Genomic DNA, 19509 nt, shown 5'->3' with positions numbered 1-19509 from the left:
TGTGTAGGAGCTGCCGCAGGCTGCGATCTTTTGCTTTTAAAGGTTCGAAGGCGTGAGCTGCTGCCCGCACCACTCAAACCCGACCGGCGCCAACACTTGATCAATCTGCGCCTCTGTCCACAACGTCGCGAAGCTTTTTCCCACACCGGGATGCACGCGATCCGGCGCAATCAGCGACAGCGGCCACAGCACAAAAGCGTTTTTCAGAATTTCCGCGCGCGGCAAAACCAGACCGTCGAAATTCCCAGCCAGTTCGCCATACAGCAGCACGTCGATATCCAGCGGCAGCCCCTTGCGATCCGGTGCATAGCGCCCGTTATCCGCCTCAATGAACTTCAAGCGGCGATCCAGTTCCATCAATGGCAGGTCGGTATAGGCCGACACCACAAAGTTGAAGAACGGCCCACTCTTGATGCCCACCGGTTGGCTTTCGAAAACCGGCGAACAGCGGATATCCACCAGAAACGTCGCCAATGCGTCGAGACCCGCGCGCAAATGGGTTTCGCGCTCGATATTGCTACCGAGCCCGAGGTACACCTGAGTCAGCGACATCCGCGCTCGATCTCCACGCCCACGCCACCCTTGGCCGCTGGCACCGCGCCAGGCTTGGTCAGCTTCAGACGCACCCAAGTGATCTTGAATTCATCCATCAGCACCGCGACCAGACGCTCGGCGAAGGTCTCGACCAGTTGAAACTGCGCCTGCTCGGCAAAGGCCTGGATTCGCGTGGAAACGCTGGCATAGTCGAGCGCCAGGGTCAGGTCGTCACCGGCGGCGGCCGGACGATTGTCCCAGGCGAAGCTCAGATCAAGTCGCAGACACTGTCGGATGCCGCGCTCCCAGTCGTAGGCACCAATCACGGTGTCGACTTCCAGGCCCTCGATAAACACTCTGTCCAAGCACTTTTCTCCGCTGCACGACAAGGGCGCAATGCGCCGTTAGAATCAGGGCGTCCTCGCCCGGAATAGTTAGCATGTTTTGGTTACTGGCGACTCTCGCCTACCTGCTCGGCTCGCTGTCCTTCGCCATTTTGCTCAGCCGCCTGACCGGAAACCCGGATCCGCGAATGAGTGGCTCAGGCAATGCCGGCGCCACCAACATGCTGCGCCTGGTCGGTCGCAAACTGGCGATCCTGACCCTGCTCGGTGATTTGTGCAAAGGCCTGGTGCCGGTGCTGATCGCCTCGGCTGTGGGCCTTTCGCTACAGGATCAGGCGTGGATCGGCGTGTGCGCCGTGATCGGTCACCTGTTCCCGCTGTATTTCCGCTTCCGTGGCGGCAAAGGCGTCGCCACCGCTGCCGGCATGCTGCTCGGTCTGTATCCACCGGCCGCGCTGCTGGCGGTATGTGCCTGGCTGCTGACGTTCTACCTGACACGCACCAGCTCCCTGGCAGCGTTGATCGCCACGCCTTTGACCTTGCCACTGCTGGCCTGGCAGGAACCGGAAGCGCTGTTACCGATGAGCGCGCTGACCTTGCTGATCGTCTGGCGTCATCGCGGCAATCTACGCGACCTGTTTGCCGGGCGCGAACGGCATTTTTAAATACCGTCCAAGGGCGCCACTGATCACAACGCCGACAACTGCTCCATCGGCCAGCGCGCCTGCACGCTGATCGCCAGACTTTCCTGCTGACCGGCCTGCAAGCGCTGGCACCCGGCAAACGCGATCATCGCGCCATTGTCGGTGCAGAACTCGGGACGCGCGTAAAACACATCGCCCTTCATGTCACCGAGCATCTTCTCCAAGGAGACGCGCAACGCCTTGTTCGCGCTGACGCCGCCAGCGATCACCAGACGCTTCATGCTCGCCTGTTTGAGGGCACGCTTGCACTTGATGGTCAAAGTCTCCACCACGGCCTGCTGGAACGCCAGCGCGATGTCGCAACGGGCTTGCTCGTTGTCGTCCCCGGCGCTGACGCACTGCTGCCAGGCGTTGAGAGCAGAGGTTTTCAGACCACTGAAGCTGAATTGCAGACCCGGGCGATCGCACATCGGACGCGGAAAGGTGAAACGTCCGGCGACGCCCTTCTCGGCCAGTTTGGCGATTTCCGGTCCACCCGGATAATTGAGGCCCATCATCTTCGCGGTTTTGTCGAACGCTTCACCGGCCGCGTCGTCGAGCGTCTCGCCGAGCAGACTGTATTGGCCGATGCCATCGACCTGAACCAGTTGCGTATGACCGCCGGAGACCAACAAAGCGACGAACGGGAATTCTGGTGGTTTTGGCTCCAGCATCGGTGCCAGCAAGTGACCTTCCATGTGGTGCACGCCGAGGGCCGGAATGCCCCAGGCGAACGCCAGCGCCTGAGCGCAGGAAGCACCCACCAGCAACGCGCCAACCAGGCCAGGACCCGCGGTGTAGGCGATCGCATCGATCTCGGTCGGCACGCAGTCGGCTTCGGCCAACACCTGACGAATCAAGGGCAGCATGCGCTTGACGTGGTCACGCGAGGCCAGCTCCGGCACTACACCGCCATAGGCGCGGTGCAGGTCGATCTGACTGAACAGTGCGTCGGCCAGCAGACCGCGCTCACTGTCATATAATGCGACGCCGGTTTCGTCGCAGGAGGTTTCTAATCCCAGTACTAGCATGGGTTTGCGCCTTGTTTAGGCTGACTTCGAAGGCGCGCATAATAGTCGCCGCGTGATGCCCCGACCAGCGGTTTTCGATCAGAGGCTTTGCATTCCGAGCGATGAGGGGTTAACATCCGCAACCCTTAAAAACCGACGTCTTCAAGTGCTCTTTTGCCGCGAGGATGTTGACCCCGGTAATGAATGAAGGTAGCTCTGGATGCCAGCCGTCAAAGTTAAAGAGAACGAACCCTTCGACGTAGCTCTGCGTCGTTTCAAGCGCTCCTGCGAAAAAGCCGGTGTACTGGCTGAAGTTCGTAGCCGCGAATTTTACGAGAAGCCAACTTCTGAGCGTAAGCGCAAAGCAGCAGCCGCTGTTAAGCGTCACGCCAAGAAAGTTCAGCGCGAACAGCGCCGCGCCGTTCGTCTGTACTAATACACAGACGTTCGTAGCAAGCTTCTTGCCTAAGCCCGGCCCTCAGCCGGGCTAATGGCATTTGCGTAAAACGCTTGATGCTTCACCGTCGAAGCCGCACACGCGACCGAGACAAATCTGCTTCACGCGTCAGACCTGGCTCTTTTGCCAGCGGTGCACGTCTTTTCTGACGAGCCTTTCAAGGCTACTGACGAGCACACCCACTGATTCCTCTCACGACGATCAGCCCAAGGCACCTGCATGCGTGCCCGTTTTATTGAGCTATCCGAGGCCCTCAACCGGCCGTCAGCGGATTCAGCGCAACACTTTCAAATAGTCGAAAACTGATGAGCACTAACGTCAGTGGATTTTCGGCAGATACACTTCCCGACAGCGATTACGCAGACGACACCGGTCGAGCCGCCAATTTTGCGCGCCTACAGTAACGACCCGCGTCCGAATGCCCTTCGTATCGGACTATTTACAGCGCAGACGACGAGAACGCCATGGCCGGGCTGATTCCCCAGAGCTTCATTGACGACCTGCTGAACCGCACCGACATCGTCGACGTGGTGAGCTCGCGCGTGCAATTGAAGAAGGCCGGCAAGAACTACACCGCCTGTTGCCCGTTTCACAAAGAGAAAACCCCGTCCTTCAGCGTCAGCCCCGACAAGCAGTTCTACTACTGCTTCGGCTGTGGCGCGGGCGGCAACGCCCTCGGCTTCCTGATGGATCACGACAATCTGGATTTCCCCCAGGCTGTCGAAGATCTGGCCAAAGCCGCCGGCATGGAAATCCCTCGCGAAGAAAGTGGCCGCCCACACAAGCCGCGCCAGCCGACCGATTCGCCGCTGTATCCCCTACTCACCGCTGCCGCCGACTTTTATCGGCAAGCCCTCAAGAGCCATCCATCGCGCAAAGCTGCCGTGGATTACCTCAAGGGCCGCGGCTTGACTGGCGAGATCGCCCGGGACTTCGGTCTCGGCTTCGCACCGCCGGGCTGGGACAACCTGTTCAAGCATTTGAGCAGCGACACGCTTCAGCAAAAAGCCATGATCGACGCCGGCCTGCTGATCGAGAACGCCGAAACCGGCAAACGCTATGACCGCTTCCGCGATCGCGTGATGTTCCCGATCCGCGACACCCGTGGGCGCATCATCGCGTTCGGTGGGCGCGTGCTGGGCGATGACAAACCCAAGTACCTGAACTCACCGGAGACCCCGGTATTCCATAAAGGCCAAGAGCTTTATGGCCTCTATGAAGCGCGCAAAAACAACCGCAACCTCGACGAAATCATCGTCGTCGAAGGCTATATGGACGTCATTGCCCTCGCCCAGCAGGGCCTGAAAAATGCCGTCGCAACGCTGGGTACCGCGACCAGCGAAGAACATTTGAAGCGCCTGTTCCGCGTCGTGCCCAACGTATTGTTCTGTTTCGACGGCGACCAGGCTGGCCGCAACGCCGCCTGGCGCGCACTGGAAGCGACACTTTCCAGTCTGCAGGACGGGCGCCGTGCACGATTCCTGTTTTTGCCTGAAGGTGAAGACCCGGACACGCTGGTGCGCGCCGAAGGCACCGATGCCTTCAAGGCCCGGATCAATCAGCATGCGCAGCCGCTGGCGGATTATTTCTTCCAGCAACTGACGGAAGAAGCCGATCCGCGCTCGCTCGAAGGCAAGGCACACATGGCCACCCTCGCCGCACCGCTGATCGACAAAGTGCCGGGAGCCAACCTGCGCATCCTGATGCGTCAACGCCTGACCGAAATCACCGGTCTGAGCAGCGAAACCGTCAGCCAACTGGCGCAAAGCGCGCCACAGGAAGCACCGCCCGCCTACGATCCGGGCATCGATTACGACGCAATGCCGGATTACAGCGACTACCATCAGCCGCAGGCACAGGACATGTATGTGCCGCAGCAAGAGTGGACGCCGAAAAAGCCTGGCGCCGGCGGCAAGAAGTGGGACAAAAAACCCTGGGACAAGAATGGCAAGCGTGGCGGCGATCGCGATCAGCAACGCCCACGCACGCCGATCGGCGTCGAGTCGCCGACCCTGACCGCCCTGCGTACATTGCTCCATCACCCGCAATTGGCCGAGCGCGTCGAAGATGCCGGACACATTGCGGACGAGAATCAGACCAACGCCCAGTTACTTGTGGCGCTGCTCGAAGCCGTACAGAAGAATCCCAAGCTAAACTCATTTCAGTTGATCGCGCGATGGCACGGCACTGAACAGGGTCGCCTGCTCAAGGCACTGGCAGAAAAGGAATGGCTGATTGACGGAGATAACCTTGAACAACAGTTTTTCGACACCATTACTAGCTTGTCAGCCCGCCAACGCGAGCGAAATCTGGAACAGTTGCTCAGGAAAGCGCGTCAAAGCGAACTGAGCATTGAAGAGAAAAATCAACTGCGCGACCTATTAAGTCGCAATGTTTCCGCATCAAACCCGACCTCAACTGGCGCGTGAGGTCATAGCTCAGGTATAATCCTCGGCTTGTTTTTTGCCCGCCAAGACCTTCAGTGGATAGGGTGTTATGTCCGGAAAAGCGCAACAGCAGTCTCGTATTATTGAGTTGATCAAACTGGGTCGTGAGCAGAAGTATCTGACTTACGCCGAGGTCAACGACCACCTGCCCGAGGATATTTCAGATCCTGAGCAGGTGGAAGACATCATCCGCATGATTAACGACATGGGGATCCCCGTACACGAGAGTGCTCCGGATGCGGACGCCCTTATGTTGGCCGACGCCGATACCGACGAGGCCGCTGCGGAAGAAGCAGCCGCTGCGTTGGCAGCGGTGGAGACCGATATCGGTCGCACCACTGACCCGGTGCGCATGTACATGCGTGAAATGGGTACGGTCGAGCTTCTGACTCGTGAAGGCGAAATCGAAATCGCCAAACGGATCGAAGAAGGCATTCGTGAAGTGATGAGCGCTATCGCGCACTTCCCTGGCACGGTTGACCACATTCTCTCCGAGTACACTCGCGTCACCACCGAAGGTGGTCGCCTGTCCGACGTCCTGAGCGGTTATATCGACCCGGACGACGGCATTGCGCCGCCTGCCGAAGTGCCGCCGCCTGTCGAAGCGAAAGTGGCGAAAGCCGACGACGAGACCGACGACGATGAAGCCGAATCTTCCGATGACGAAGAAGAAGCCGAAAGCGGTCCGGATCCGGTCATCGCTGCGCAACGCTTCGGCGCCGTGGCTGATCAGATGGAAATCACCCGCAAGGCCCTGAAAAAGCACGGTCGCAGCAACAAGGCAGCGATTGCCGAGTTGCTCGCACTGGCCGAGCTGTTCATGCCGATCAAACTGGTGCCGAAGCAATTCGAAGGCCTGGTCGAGCGTGTTCGCAGTGCCCTGGATCGTCTGCGTCAGCAAGAGCGCGCGATCATGCAACTGTGCGTACGTGATGCACGTATGCCACGCGCCGATTTCCTGCGTCAGTTCCCGGGCAACGAAGTCGACGAAAGCTGGTCCGACGCCCTGGCCAAAGGCAAGAGCAAGTACGCCGAAGCCATCGGTCGCGTACAGCCGGACATCATTCGTTGCCAGCAGAAACTGACTGCTCTGGAAACCGAAACCGGTCTGACCATCGCAGAAATCAAGGATATCAACCGTCGCATGTCGATCGGTGAGGCCAAGGCCCGCCGCGCGAAGAAAGAGATGGTTGAAGCCAACTTGCGTCTGGTGATCTCGATCGCCAAGAAGTACACCAACCGTGGTCTGCAATTCCTCGATCTGATCCAGGAAGGCAACATCGGCTTGATGAAAGCGGTAGACAAGTTCGAATACCGTCGTGGTTACAAGTTCTCGACTTATGCCACCTGGTGGATCCGTCAGGCGATCACTCGCTCGATCGCCGACCAGGCCCGCACCATCCGTATCCCGGTGCACATGATCGAGACGATCAACAAGCTCAACCGTATTTCCCGGCAGATGTTGCAGGAAATGGGTCGCGAACCGACCCCGGAAGAGCTGGGCGAACGCATGGAAATGCCTGAGGACAAGATCCGCAAGGTATTGAAGATCGCTAAAGAGCCCATCTCCATGGAAACGCCGATCGGTGATGACGAAGACTCCCATCTGGGTGACTTCATCGAAGACTCGACCATGCAGTCGCCAATCGATGTCGCCACTGTTGAGAGCCTCAAAGAAGCGACTCGCGAAGTGTTGTCCGGCCTCACTGCCCGTGAAGCCAAGGTATTGCGCATGCGTTTCGGTATCGACATGAACACCGACCACACACTCGAAGAAGTGGGCAAACAGTTTGACGTAACGCGTGAGCGGATCCGTCAGATCGAAGCCAAGGCACTGCGCAAGCTGCGCCACCCGACGCGAAGCGAGCATCTGCGCTCCTTCCTCGACGAGTGATACCAGAACCCCCGGCCCAGGCCGGGGGTTTTGTTTTGTGGCAGATTAAATTCCTCGCACCACCCCTCCCCCGCATACCCCGTCTACACTCGAAACAATCATCCCCGAGCCATAACGAGAGCGTTATGCCCAGATTGGCGTCCGTGCTTTTTTTGCTGTCACTGATGATCTGGACCGCAACGGCTGACGCGCTGACTCTGACCGATGAAGAACGTAGCTGGCTGGCGGCTCACCCGGACTTGCGTCTGGGTGTAGACGCGTCGTGGCCGCCCTTTGAGTTTCGCGACGATCAGAGCCGCTATCAGGGCCTGGCTGCCGACTATATCGACGTGATCCGCCAACGTCTGGCGGTCAAACTCACACCGATCGAGCCGGTGAGCTGGACGGTGGTTCTGGAACAAGTCAAACAGGGAAAAATCGACCTGCTGCCAGGCATCATGTCGACACCGGAGCGTCAGAACTATCTGGCATTTACCCGGCCTTATCTCGACTTCCCGATCGTTATCCTTGCCCACGTCGGCGGTGCACAGCCGCGCAAACTCGAAGATCTCTACGGCCTGAAGATTGCTGTAGTGGAAAACTACGCGCCGCATGAGCTCTTGCGCACCCACCATCCGGACCTGAATCTGGTCGCCATGCCCAATGTCAGCTCGGCTTTGCAAGCGCTGGCGACCGACGAAGTGGACGCCGTCGTTGGCGATCTCGCTTCCAGCGTCTGGAGCCTGCGCCAGCTCAAACTCGACGGTTTGTATGTCAGTGGCGAAACTCCGTACCGCTACCAACTGGCAATGGGCGTGCCGCGCGACAACAAGATGCTGGTGGGTATTCTGGATAAAGTCCTCGCCGACATGAGCCCGGATGAAATCAGCAGTATTCAGGAACATTGGGTCGGCAATGTCCTTGATCATCGGACATTCTGGTCAGATCTTTTGGTGTATGGATTGCCCGGCCTGACTCTGTTGGTGATCGTGCTGGCCGTGGTGATCCGCATCAACCGCCGTCTGAGCTCGGAAATCGCCCGACGTATTGATCTTGAACAGGAACTGCGCAGCAGCGAATACCACTACCGCGGGCTGGTGGAAAGCTTGTCGGCGATTGCCTGGGAAGCGCGGATGAGCGACTTCACCTACAGCTACGTGTCACCGCACGCTGAAGACTTGCTCGGCTATCCCCTTTCGCATTGGTTGATCCCGGGGTTCTGGCGCAACATCATCCACCCGGCCGATCTGACCCGCGCGCAAAGCTTCTGCGACCACGAAGTGCTGGCCGGGCGCGATCACAGCCTCGATTACCGGGTGATCACCGCCGATGGCCGCTGCCTGTGGGTACGCGACATCGTCAGCCTGATCGAACACGGCCATGAACCGGTGATGCGCGGATTGATGATCGACATCAGCGAAACCAAGCGCACCGAAGAAGCACTGCGCCTGTCCGAGCAGAAATTCGCCTCGGTATTCCAGCAATGCCCGGACATTCTGGTGATCGCGCGACTGTCCGATGGCTGCCTGCTGGAGGTTAACGAAGCCTTCGAAGAACAGATCGGACTGAAGGCCGAAGAAGTCGTCGGGCAAACCGCCACCGACCTGAATATCTGGGGCATCCCCGGCGTCGGGCCCGGGCTGTTGCAGCGTTTGCAGGCCGGCAGTATCCGCAACCTCGAAATGCCCTTTCGGCGCAACAACGGCCAACTGTTCACCGGCCTGATTTCCGCTGAGCCATTCGACCTCGATACCACACCGGCGCTGGTGGTCGTGGTGCGCGACATCACCCAGCTCAAGGAGACCCAGCAACAACTGCAAACCTCCGAAGAAAAATTCGCCAAGGCCTTTCATGCGTCCCCGGATGGCTTGTTGCTGTCGCGTCAGAGCGATGGCTTGCTGTTGGAAGTCAACGAAGGCTTCAGCCGTATCACCGGTTTCAACAGCGCCATGTCGGTGGATCGCTCGGCACTGGATCTGGGCATCTGGGTGAATCTCAACGAGCGCAAGCAGATGCTCGACCTGCTGCACCGCGATGGTTTCGTCCGCGACTTCACCTGCCACATCCGCCGCAGCGACGGGCAGATTCGCCTTTGCGAAGTGTCCAGCCGACCACTGCCGATCGGCGATGAGGACTGCATGCTGACCATCGCCCGCGATATCACCGAACGCCATCTGATGCAGGAAAAACTGCAACAAGCCGCGACCGTATTCGAAAGCACCGCCGAAGGCGTATTAATCACCGACACGCAACAGCACATCAGCGCGGTCAACCGTGCCTTTACCGAGATTACCGGTTACAGCGAAAGCGAAGCGCTCGGCCATACGCCGCGTCTGCTCGCCTCCGGCCTGCATGACAGCGCTTTTTATGCGGCGATGTGGCACCAATTGACCGACGAAGGTCACTGGCAGGGCGAGATCTCCAACCGGCGCAAGAACGGCGAACTGTACCCAAGCTGGTTGACCATCAGCGCCGTGCGTAACCGCGACAAATTCATCACGCACTTTGTCGCGGTGTTCGCCGACATCTCCAGCCTCAAACATGCGCAGGCGAAACTCGATTATCAGGCGCACCACGACCCGCTCACCGGCCTGCCCAACCGTACGCTGTTCGAAAGTCGCTTGCTGATGGCGCTGACCAGTCAGCAAGAAAATGGCGGTCAGGGCGCCGTGTTGTTCCTCGATCTCGACCGCTTCAAACACATCAACGACAGCCTCGGTCATCCGGTCGGCGACTTGCTGCTCAAGGGCATTGCGGTGCGTTTGAAAGAACAATTGCGTGACATCGACACCGTCGCGCGCCTGGGGGGTGATGAGTTCATCATCCTGCTGCCCGGCCTGCAGCAAGCCAGCGATGCCGACAATATCGCCACCAAGCTGCTCAATTGCTTTGGCGCGCCCTTCCAGGCGGGCGAGCATGAGTTTTTTATCAGCGCCAGCATCGGCACCAGCCTCTATCCGCGCGACGGATGCGACGTGGCCACGCTGGTAAAAAACGCCGACGCCGCGATGTATCGCTCAAAGGCCAAGGGTCGCAACCGTGTCGAAAGCTACACCCGCGACCTCACCGCCCAAGCCAGCGAACGCGTGGCTCTGGAGCACGAACTGCGTCGGGCCATCGAGCGCGATGAGTTGTTCCTCTACTACCAGCCGAAAATCAGCCTGGAGGACCACAGCCTGGTCGGTGCCGAAGCACTGATTCGCTGGCGCCACCCAACGTTTGGCGATGTGCCGCCGGAGCACTTCATTCCGCTGGCCGAAGAGAACGGCATGATCCTGCAAATCGGCGATTGGGTGCTGGAAACCGCTTGCCGGCAGATGTTTGAGTGGAGTCAGGTCTACGACAGCCTCGGCCCGCTCTCGGTGAACCTCGCCGGCGCGCAACTGCGCCAGCCGAATCTGCTCGGACGCATCGAACAACTGCTCAACGACAACGGCCTGATGCCGGATTTACTGCAACTGGAAATTACCGAGAATTTCATCATGAGTCAGGCCGAAGAGGCGCTGGCCGTGCTGCACCAACTCAAACACCTCGGCGTGCAACTGGCGATCGACGACTTCGGCACCGGCTATTCCTCACTCAGCTACCTCAAACGCCTGCCGCTGGACATCCTCAAAATCGACCAGTCATTCGTCCGCGGACTGCCCGATGACCCCCACGATGCGGCCATCGTCCGGGCCATCATCGCCCTCGGCCGGAGCATGCAATTCACCGTCATCGCCGAAGGCGTGGAAACCCAGGCACAACAGCAATTTCTCGCCGCCGAAGGCTGCGAACAGATCCAGGGCTACATCGTCAGCCTGCCGCTGCCACCGGAAGAATTCGCCGCGACGTTTCTTCGTGTAACCGTATCGGATTATTCGGATAGCACAGCCGAGAAACCGTCGCTATAATCCGCGGCCTACTGAGGGCCTATAGCTCAGTTGGTTAGAGCAGAGGACTCATAATCCTTTGGTCCACGGTTCAAGTCCGTGTGGGCCCACCAAATTGAAAGCCGCGCATTGCGCGGCTTTCGCGTTTCTGGCATTTGAAAGTAACTAGCCAACCACACCCTGCCGTACTTGCGCCCGTGAAGCGTAACTTCCAAAATGCCGGCACAGGATGTCTGTCGGCATTAGGGATAAATAACGGTGTACAAACTCTCCTCACTACAAGCTGCCAGAGGTCTGGCGGCGCTTTTTGTCGTAGCGTTTCACTCACTCTTCATCAATGCCAAATATGTGCAAGGCGAAAGCCTGTTACCGGAGCTATTTGTTTTTGGTCAAACCGGCGTGGATCTGTTTTTCGTCATCAGTGGTTTTGTGATGGTTCTGGCTTTTCGCAACAAGTTTGGTCTGAAAGGCCAGGTCGCTGGCTTTCTCAAAGGGCGATTCCTGCGAATTTATCCGACCTACTGGGTTTATTTTCTCGCCCTCTTCTTTGTCGCTCAGTTCAAGCCTGAACTGGTCAGCGGTTACAAAAATGGGGATGTCGACATGACGTCGTCATTTTTCCTGCTCCCGGATTCAGCGTTACCGCTATTGATGGTTGCCTGGTCGCTTATCCATGAAGTTTGGTTTTATCTTGTGTTTGCCTTGATCCTGATACTGCCGGCCAAGTGGATGACTCATGCATTTGCGTTCTGGCTGATCACGATCATCGGCGTTTCGATCTTCACCCATACGTCAGACAATCCCTATCTTCGAGTGATGTTCCATGAGTTCTCCATTGAATTCATCTTCGGCGCCTTGGCCGGAATCGCATATCTACGGCTTTCGTTGGTTACCCCGCCCCTTTTCAGCATTCTCCTGATGGTATTGGCGGGTCTGGCCGGCCTCGTTTACGCACTTGCTTCAGACGTAGTCGGCGACGCCGATGTCATTCAATCGATAACCCTGGAGCGTGCATTTGCGGTCGGAGGCGGTTACACGCTTTTACTGTTGGCATTTGCACTGCAGGAAGCAAAAGGTAAATGGATGGCATTCGGTCTGCTCAGATCGGTGGGAGATATGTCCTATTCGCTATACCTGTCGCATGTTCTGACACTGAGCGTATGTGGACGCATCTGGGTCATGACGGGACTTAACGGTAACAGCGTCTGGCATGCGCTATTATTTTGGGCGGTGTCCTACACCGCAGTGCTTGTGGTGGCTTACTTCAGTTATCAGCTAATAGAGCGCAAATTGTTAAACCTCTCGCACCACTTTCGACTACCTGTACGCACGTAAAAAAACCGCGCATTTGCGCGGTTTTCACATGTCCGGGTTCAGCTTCATCACCTGCAAGCGGCCTGCTGACTGAGCCTGTAACATGCGCAGGCCAACTATCCGCGCCAATGGAGCCGACCTTGCCCGACATCCGCCCGCCTGCGCTCGATGAAATCGACCGTCAGCTGATCGCCGCCCTGCAAATCAACGCCCGCGAAAGTGTTGCCATGCTCGCCCGGCAATTGGGCATTGCGCGCACCACGGTAACCTCACGATTGGCACGCCTGGAAAAAGCCAAAGTGATCACCGGTTATGGCGTGCGCCTCGGGCAACGCGTGGTCGATGGCGGATTGCAGGCCTATGTCGGGATCAAGGTGCAGCCGCGTTCCGGTAAAGAGGTGGTGCGTCGGTTGAGTGCGATGGCGCAGGTACAGCAGTTGTGTGCAGTGAGTGGCGAATTTGATTATGTGGCGTGGTTGCGCACGGATTCGCCGGAGCAGTTGGATCAGTTGCTCGATCAGATTGGTAGCGTGGATGGGGTGGAGAAGACCACGACATCGATCATTTTGAGTAGCAAGATTGATCGGGGGCAACCGGTTTGAAATGTGTTGGGTAAAGGGCCTCTTCGCGAGCAGGCTCGCTCCCACATTTGGTCGGTGTGCAGGCTCCAATCGTCATATTGTTCGCTAATCTGGCAAAACGACGACACATTGCGTCTTATTAACGTGTTCTACGCTCCCTAGAATGGCTGGCATCTTTTCCTATACTCAGACGCGCATCCCGCGTCGGGTCGCCAGCAAGGTCAGCCATGAACAAGAACAATCGCCATCCTGCAGACGGTAAGAAACCAGTCACCATTTTCGGTCCGGACTTTCCGTTCGCTTTTGACGACTGGATCGAACACCCGGCCGGTCTCGGCACTATTCCTGAACACAATCACGGCGCAGAAGTGGCAATCGTTGGGGCAGGTATTGCCGGTCTGGTCGCCGCTTACGAGCTGATGAAGCTCGGCTTGAAACCCGTGGTTTACGAAGCATCGAAACTGGGTGGACGTCTGCGTTCGCAGGCCTTCAACGGCACTGACGGCATCGTCGCGGAACTTGGCGGCATGCGTTTCCCGGTGTCCTCCACGGCTTTCTATCACTACGTCGACAAGCTCGGCCTCGAAACCAAACCTTTCCCGAACCCGCTGACGCCGGCCTCCGGCAGCACCGTGATCGACCTGGAAGGCAAAACCCATTACGCACAGAAACTGGCGGATCTTCCTGCACTGTTTCAGGAAGTGGCTGACGCCTGGGCGGATGCGCTGGAAGCGGGTTCGCAGTTCGCAGACATCCAGCAGGCCATTCGCGATCGCGATGTGCCCCGCCTGAAAGAGCTGTGGAACACGCTTGTACCGTTGTGGGACGACCGCACCTTCTACGACTTCGTCGCCACTTCCGAAGCCTTCGCCAAACTGTCGTTCCATCACCGCGAAGTGTTCGGTCAGGTCGGATTCGGCACCGGCGGCTGGGATTCGGATTTCCCCAACTCGATGCTGGAAATCTTCCGCGTGGTGATGACCAACTGCGACGATCACCAACACCTGGTGGTCGGCGGCGTCGAGCAAGTCCCACAAGGCATCTGGCGGCATGTGCCGGAGCGCTGCGTGCACTGGCCTGAAGGCACCAGCCTGAAATCCCTGCACCGTGGCGCACCGCGTTCCGGCGTGAAGAAAATCGCCCATGCACCAGATGGCCGTTTTGCTGTCACCGACAATAACGGCGACACCCGCGAATACGCCGCTGTGCTGACCACGTGCCAGAGCTGGCTGCTGACCACGCAGATCGAATGCGACGAAAGCCTGTTCTCGCAAAAGATGTGGATGGCCCTCGACCGCACCCGCTACATGCAGTCGTCGAAAACCTTTGTGATGGTCGACCGGCCATTCTGGAAGGACAAGGATCCGGAAACCGGCCGCGACTTGATGAGCATGACCCTCACCGATCGCCTGACCCGTGGCACTTATCTGTTCGACAACGGCGACGACAAACCGGGGGTGATCTGCCTGTCGTATTCGTGGATGAGTGACGCACTGAAGATGCTCCCGCACCCGGTGGAAAAGCGCGTTGAACTGGCCTTGAACGCGTTGAAAAAGATCTACCCGAAAGTCGACATCGCCGCGCGGATCATTGGCGACCCGATCACTGTGTCGTGGGAAGCCGACCCGCACTTCCTCGGCGCCTTCAAAGGTGCCCTGCCCGGCCACTATCGCTACAACCAGCGCATGTACGCGCACTTCATGCAGGACGAGATGCCGGCCGAACAGCGCGGGATTTTTATCGCTGGCGACGACGTTTCGTGGACACCGGCATGGGTCGAAGGCGCTGTGCAGACCTCGCTCAACGCGGTGTGGGGGATCATGAAGCATTTCGGCGGTTCGACACATAAAGCGAACCCGGGCCCGGGTGATGTGTTCAAAGACATCGGCCCTATCGCCCTGCCCGAGTAAGAGGAATCACTGATGCGTGTAGCCCTTTACCAATGTCCACCGCTGCCCCTGGAGCCCGCCGCCAACCTGCAACGCCTGCATCAAGTGGCGATGGAGGCCAGGGGCGCCGACCTGCTGGTGCTGCCGGAAATGTTCATGACCGGCTACAACATCGGCGCCGAGGCGGTCAGCACTTTGGCCGAGGTCTACAACGGTGAATGGGCGCAGCAGATCGGGCGGATCGCCAAGGCTGCGGGGCTGGCGATTGCTTACGGTTATCCCGAACGCACCGCCGACGGGCAGATTTACAACGCTGTGCAGTTGATCGATTCAAACGGTGAGCGCCGGTGCAATTACCGCAAGACGCATCTGTTTGGTGATCTGGATCGCTCGATGTTCAGCCCCGGCGATGATGATTTACCCATCGTCGAACTCAACGGCTGGAAGCTCGGTTTCCTGATCTGCTACGACCTGGAGTTCCCGGAAAACACCCGTCGTCTGGCACTCGCCGGCGCCGAGCTGATTCTGGTGCCGACGGCGAACATGATTCCGTTCGATTTCGTCGCTGATGTCACCGTGCGTTCGCGTGCTTTCGAAAACCAGTGCTACGTGGCCTACGCCAACTATTGCGGCAGCGAAGGCGAGATCCATTATTGCGGGCAAAGCAGCCTCGCCGCGCCGGATGGCAGCCGCATCGCTCAGGCCGGACTCGACGAAGCGTTGATCATCGGCGAGCTGGATCGGCAGTTGATGCTCGACTCCCGCGCCGCCAATCGCTACCTCAGCGATCGCCGCCCGGAGCTTTACGGCGCGCTCAATCAGCGCTAATCCGCTAGCATTGGCACTTCACTGTTCTGGAAGTGCCCATGCCTGCGCCGACTCACCCCCGCCCCCACTCCGAAACCCTGGCCAACGGCTTGCGCGTGACCCTGCGTCATGTGCCCGGCTTGAAGCGTAGCGCCGCCGCTTTGCGCGTGGCTGCCGGTAGTCATGACGTGCCGTTGGCGTGGCCGGGGCTGGCGCATTTTCTGGAGCATTTGCTGTTTCTCGGCACGGAGCGTTTTCCCACGGGCGAAGGGCTGATGGCCTACGTGCAAAGTCACGGTGGCCAAGTCAATGCCAGCACCCGCGAACGTACCACTGACTTTTTCTTTGAGTTGCCGAGGCATTCATTCAGCGACGGGCTGACGCGTCTGTCAGACATGCTCGCCAAGCCGCGTATGAATCTGCACGATCAGTTGCGCGAACGAGAGGTGTTGCAGGCGGAGTTTGTCGCGTGGTCGCAGGATCCTGCAGCGCAGCAGCAGTTTGCCGCGTACGAAGGTTTGCCGGCAGAGCATCCATTGCGCGGCTTTCATGCGGGGAATCGGGACAGCCTGCACGTTGAGCACGCCGAGTTTCAACAGGCGTTGAAAGATTTCCACCAGCAGTTTTATCGGACCGGGCAGATGACCTTGAGCCTGGTCGGACCGCAGAGCCTTGAACAACTCAAAGTGCTGGCGCAAGCATTCGCAGCGGCTTTGCCGGTTGGGGATAAAGTGGCCCAGGCGGCAACCGTGCCGCTGGCGGTGAAAAGTTATCAACAGGCCGGCGAGCAGCGCGGCAACCTGATATTTGCGTTTGATGCCCTGCCTGAATCGTCCGATGAGGCTTTGGCCTTTCTCTGTCATTGGCTGAACAGCAGCAAGCCCGGCGGATTGCCGGCGTATTTGCAGCAACAGAAACTCGCTGAAGGCTTGAACGCAGCGCCGGTGTATCAGTTTGCCGGACAGGCGTTGCTGCATCTTGAGTTCACCGCTCCCAACGCATCGTTAAACGCCATTCGCGAACAACTGCTCGATTGGCTGAGCTTCTTTGCTCAGCAGGATTGGACGCCATTGCGCAAGGAATACGCCGCCCTGCGGCAACGCCAGCTACAAGTCAGTGGCGCACTGCAACTGGCGAAGCTCGACAGTGAGCAGCTGCAGAACGGCCTGTCCGAGGCGGGTGTAGCTGCCCTCACCCAGATCCTCGGCGAAATCGGCACTGTGGATAACTTCAGCGAGCACTGGCAACTGCCTGCCGCCAATCCATTTCTTCGCTCCAGCGAATCACTGGCCAACGCCGGACTGATTCGCGGCCAGACCAGCGCCCACCGCGGCCTGCGAACGTTCGCTCAGGATCGCTCGCGCGGCCGTCGCGAACGTTCGCCGATGCAATTCAGCGAGAATTTGCCGGACAGCGGCGATGAAGGGGCGATTTATCTGCGTTGGCAGGTGGAATCTGCAGCCAGCACTGATCTGCACTCGAGATTGCAACGCAGTCTGCGCCAAACGCAGCAAGACGCGCGCGAGGCTGGCGTTGAGTTGTCTTTCTGCGCCACTGGCAATCAATGGCTGCTGAAACTCACCGGTCTGCAGGAGCCAATGCCCAGCATCCTCGAGCACGCGCTGAAATGTCTGACGCAAGTTGACGCGGATTCCCCACAGAGTGAGCCAGAAACGCCGCTGATCGCCATTCGCCAATTGCTTAAAGCGTTGCCGGAACATGTGCTGCAGTCAGGCAACACCAGCGACGACGCCAGACACCTGTGGACAACTTCGCGCTGGGACGGCCTCGCCTTGGGTCTGAGCCCACAGACGCAAGCCGCGATGGGCCTGGCCCTGAGCCGCACTCCCGGAATCCCGGACACTCAGTTGCCCGCGCCTGCGGCGCTCACAGCGCAAAAACACTGGCGTCACATCGATACCGCGTCCAGTGAACACGCCTTGCTGCTCTGCTGCCCATCTGGCAGCCGCGACATGGCTGACGAAGCCGCTTGGCGACTGCTCGCGCAGCTTTGCCAGACGCCGTTTTATCAGCGCCTGCGGGTCGAGTTGCAACTGGGTTACGCGGTGTTCAGTGCGTTGCGCCAGATTCAGGGCCAGACCGTGATCCTGTTCGGTGTGCAATCGCCGAGTGCCCGACCTGCAGAGTTGCTTGAGCACATTCAACAGTTCCTCAACGGCATTCCCGCGCTGATTGAACAGCTGGATGACACTAGCCTCAGCCAACAACGGAAAAACCTGACTGATCAATTCGACGAGGCCAATCTGTCCAGCAAAGACGCCGCCGAACTGCGCTGGCAGGCCAGGCTCGCAGGCCACTCGTCGGATTATCTGGAACAACTGACTGCCGCCATCGGCCAATTGAATCAGCAGGCACTGCTCCGCGCTGCGCAGCGTTTGATCAACGCCGAAAGCGGCTGGCTCTGCCTCGTCAGCGATCCAGCATCCAAAACCCCATGACAATTGGCAAATTGATCATTACCGAGGCTGCAAGGAGCTTTCTCAAAGATTCACGGGCAATCGCGGTGAAATTTTGAGTAACATAGCAGCCTAACTATTTGGAACATCTTTGCGCTGCCGTGGACTATACCTATGGACAGCGCTATCCCACCAACCTGAAGGAGACACCCATGTCCTGGACAAAACCTGCTTACACCGACCTGCGTATCGGCTTCGAAGTCACCATGTACTTCGCCAGCCGCTGAGTTCTGCTTACGTAGAATGCAGTGCAACGCCTCGGCTCGCCGGGGCGTTTTATTTTCCGCGTTGAAATGATGGAGTGTTCATGTTCGTCCAGATTCTGGGTTCGGCCGCTGGCGGCGGTTTTCCGCAGTGGAACTGCAACTGCGTCAACTGCGCAGGCTTTCGCGACGGCAGCCTGAATGCCAAGGCCCGCACCCAATCGTCGATCGCGATTTCCGATGACGGCGTGAACTGGGTGCTGTGCAACGCCTCGCCGGACATCCGCGCGCAGCTGCAAAGCTTCGCCCCGATGCAACCGGGCCGGGCGCTGCGTGACACCGGCATCAGCGCGATCATCCTGATGGACAGCCAGATCGACCACACCACCGGCCTGCTCAGCCTGCGCGAAGGCTGCCCGCATCAGGTCTGGTGCACGGACATGGTTCATGAAGATCTGAGCACCGGTTTTCCGCTGTTCAAGATGCTCACCCACTGGAACGGCGGGCTGGACTGGAACCGCATCGAACTCGACCAGAGTTTCACCGTGGCCGCGTGCCCGAACCTGCGTTTCACGCCGTTGCCATTGCGCAGCGCCGCACCGCCGTACTCGCCGCACCGCTTCGATCCGCACCCGGGCGACAACATTGGCTTGATCGTCGAAGACCTGAACACTGGCGGTAAATTGTTCTACGCGCCGGGGCTGGGCAAGGTCGATGCGCCGTTGCTGGAGATCATGGCCGGCAGCGATTGCCTGCTGGTCGACGGCACGATGTGGGATGACGATGAAATGCAGCGTCGTGGCGTTGGCACTCGCACTGGTCGTGAGATGGGTCATCTGGCGCAAAACGGCCCTGGCGGCATGCTCGAAGTGCTGGAACAACTGCCCGAGCAGCGCAAAGTGCTTATCCACATCAACAACACCAATCCGATTCTCGATGAAGATTCGCCGGAGCGTGCCGAACTGGCCCGGCGTAATGTTGAAGTGGCGTATGACGGCATGAGTATTGTGCTGTAACT

15 protein-coding genes and 1 tRNA gene are annotated in these 19509 nt (G+C 58.7%); 13 read left to right on the top strand and 3 right to left on the bottom strand.

Translation table 11 applies throughout. The features are described from left to right. Positions 1-36 precede the first annotated feature (36 nt). Together folK and folB are read right to left on the bottom strand one after the other, a co-directional pair. Positions 37-552 (bottom strand): 2-amino-4-hydroxy-6-hydroxymethyldihydropteridine diphosphokinase, encoded by a 516-nt coding sequence (folK, locus tag WA225_RS27310; RefSeq protein WP_422610349.1) that lies wholly within the window; start codon positions 550-552, stop codon positions 37-39. Continuing rightward, a complete protein-coding gene (gene folB, locus WA225_RS27305) occupies positions 543-899 on the bottom strand; it encodes a dihydroneopterin aldolase (RefSeq protein WP_042561393.1) in 357 nt (118 codons plus the stop codon). The genes folK and folB overlap by 10 nt, the downstream gene beginning before the upstream one ends. Positions 900-973: 74 nt before the next feature. On the opposite strand from folB, the gene plsY reads away from it, so the two are divergent. Continuing rightward, positions 974-1543, top strand: coding sequence for a glycerol-3-phosphate 1-O-acyltransferase PlsY (plsY, locus tag WA225_RS27300; RefSeq protein WP_064119262.1), 570 nt, complete (start codon positions 974-976; stop codon positions 1541-1543). Positions 1544-1566: 23 nt separating this feature from the next. On the opposite strand, the gene tsaD is transcribed toward plsY, so the two are convergent. After that, positions 1567-2592, bottom strand: a complete 1026-nt coding sequence (tsaD, locus tag WA225_RS27295; RefSeq protein ID WP_422610348.1) for a tRNA (adenosine(37)-N6)-threonylcarbamoyltransferase complex transferase subunit TsaD — start codon at positions 2590-2592, stop codon at positions 1567-1569. Positions 2593-2791: 199 nt separating this feature from the next. Here tsaD and rpsU point away from each other — a divergent pair, with 199 nt between their 5' ends. From rpsU to pqqB, 12 genes are all read left to right on the top strand, one after another. Continuing rightward, on the top strand, positions 2792-3007 hold the full coding sequence (gene rpsU / locus WA225_RS27290) for a 30S ribosomal protein S21 (RefSeq protein WP_002551877.1): 216 nt from the start codon (positions 2792-2794) through the stop codon (positions 3005-3007). 485 nt (positions 3008-3492) lie between these two features. Next, complete coding sequence (dnaG, locus tag WA225_RS27285) at positions 3493-5457, top strand: DNA primase (protein ID WP_422610347.1); 1965 nt, start codon at positions 3493-3495, stop codon at positions 5455-5457. Positions 5458-5524: 67 nt separating this feature from the next. Continuing rightward, positions 5525-7369 carry an RNA polymerase sigma factor RpoD gene (gene rpoD, locus WA225_RS27280; protein ID WP_422610346.1) on the top strand — a complete coding sequence of 615 codons (1845 nt, stop codon included), beginning with the start codon at positions 5525-5527 and terminating at the stop codon, positions 7367-7369. A 125-nt stretch (positions 7370-7494) separates the two neighbouring features. Beyond that, positions 7495-11241 (top strand): bifunctional diguanylate cyclase/phosphodiesterase, encoded by a 3747-nt coding sequence (locus WA225_RS27275; protein ID WP_422610345.1) that lies wholly within the window; start codon positions 7495-7497, stop codon positions 11239-11241. Positions 11242-11256: 15 nt separating this feature from the next. After that, a tRNA-Ile gene (locus WA225_RS27270) sits at positions 11257-11333 on the top strand. A gap of 145 nt (positions 11334-11478) precedes the next feature. Next, positions 11479-12555, top strand: a complete 1077-nt coding sequence (locus WA225_RS27265; RefSeq protein WP_422610344.1) for an acyltransferase family protein — start codon at positions 11479-11481, stop codon at positions 12553-12555. 119 nt (positions 12556-12674) lie between these two features. Further along, the gene (locus WA225_RS27260) at positions 12675-13136 is read left to right on the top strand and encodes an Lrp/AsnC family transcriptional regulator (protein ID WP_422610343.1); all 462 of its coding nucleotides are present in this window, start codon (positions 12675-12677) and stop codon (positions 13134-13136) included. A 206-nt stretch (positions 13137-13342) separates the two neighbouring features. Then, positions 13343-15025 (top strand): flavin monoamine oxidase family protein, encoded by a 1683-nt coding sequence (locus WA225_RS27255; RefSeq protein ID WP_422610342.1) that lies wholly within the window; start codon positions 13343-13345, stop codon positions 15023-15025. Positions 15026-15037: 12 nt separating this feature from the next. Beyond that, entirely contained in the window at positions 15038-15832 is a 795-nt protein-coding gene (locus tag WA225_RS27250) for a carbon-nitrogen hydrolase family protein (RefSeq protein WP_422610341.1), read from the top strand. A gap of 38 nt (positions 15833-15870) precedes the next feature. Continuing rightward, the gene (gene pqqF, locus WA225_RS27245) at positions 15871-18270 is read left to right on the top strand and encodes a pyrroloquinoline quinone biosynthesis protein PqqF (RefSeq protein WP_422610340.1); all 2400 of its coding nucleotides are present in this window, start codon (positions 15871-15873) and stop codon (positions 18268-18270) included. Between the two features lie 170 nt (positions 18271-18440). Continuing rightward, positions 18441-18515 (top strand): pyrroloquinoline quinone precursor peptide PqqA, encoded by a 75-nt coding sequence (gene pqqA, locus WA225_RS27240; protein ID WP_003422658.1) that lies wholly within the window; start codon positions 18441-18443, stop codon positions 18513-18515. Between the two features lie 80 nt (positions 18516-18595). Then, a complete protein-coding gene (gene pqqB / locus WA225_RS27235; RefSeq protein WP_123594031.1) occupies positions 18596-19507 on the top strand; it encodes a pyrroloquinoline quinone biosynthesis protein PqqB in 912 nt (303 codons plus the stop codon). Positions 19508-19509 lie beyond the last annotated feature (2 nt).

This window comes from Pseudomonas sp., assembly GCF_049300855.1.
Classification (GTDB): domain Bacteria; phylum Pseudomonadota; class Gammaproteobacteria; order Pseudomonadales; family Pseudomonadaceae; genus Aquipseudomonas.
Note: the sequence above shows the minus strand (reverse complement) of the source record. Positions and strands in the feature narration are given on the sequence as shown.

What these genes read in the sequence shown, in the direction of transcription:
- rpoD (WP_422610346.1), top strand. Translation starts at nt 5,525, where the DNA reads ATGTCCGGAAAAGCGCAACAGCAGTCTCGTATTATTGAGTTGATCAAA.
- tsaD (WP_422610348.1), bottom strand. Translation starts at nt 2,592, where the DNA reads ATGCTAGTACTGGGATTAGAAACCTCCTGCGACGAAACCGGCGTCGCA.
- dnaG (WP_422610347.1), top strand. Translation starts at nt 3,493, where the DNA reads ATGGCCGGGCTGATTCCCCAGAGCTTCATTGACGACCTGCTGAACCGC.
- plsY (WP_064119262.1), top strand. Translation starts at nt 974, where the DNA reads ATGTTTTGGTTACTGGCGACTCTCGCCTACCTGCTCGGCTCGCTGTCC.
- WA225_RS27275 (WP_422610345.1), top strand. Translation starts at nt 7,495, where the DNA reads ATGCCCAGATTGGCGTCCGTGCTTTTTTTGCTGTCACTGATGATCTGG.
- pqqF (WP_422610340.1), top strand. Translation starts at nt 15,871, where the DNA reads ATGCCTGCGCCGACTCACCCCCGCCCCCACTCCGAAACCCTGGCCAAC.
- rpsU (WP_002551877.1), top strand. Translation starts at nt 2,792, where the DNA reads ATGCCAGCCGTCAAAGTTAAAGAGAACGAACCCTTCGACGTAGCTCTG.
- folK (WP_422610349.1), bottom strand. Translation starts at nt 552, where the DNA reads ATGTCGCTGACTCAGGTGTACCTCGGGCTCGGTAGCAATATCGAGCGC.
- WA225_RS27255 (WP_422610342.1), top strand. Translation starts at nt 13,343, where the DNA reads ATGAACAAGAACAATCGCCATCCTGCAGACGGTAAGAAACCAGTCACC.
- WA225_RS27250 (WP_422610341.1), top strand. Translation starts at nt 15,038, where the DNA reads ATGCGTGTAGCCCTTTACCAATGTCCACCGCTGCCCCTGGAGCCCGCC.
- pqqB (WP_123594031.1), top strand. Translation starts at nt 18,596, where the DNA reads ATGTTCGTCCAGATTCTGGGTTCGGCCGCTGGCGGCGGTTTTCCGCAG.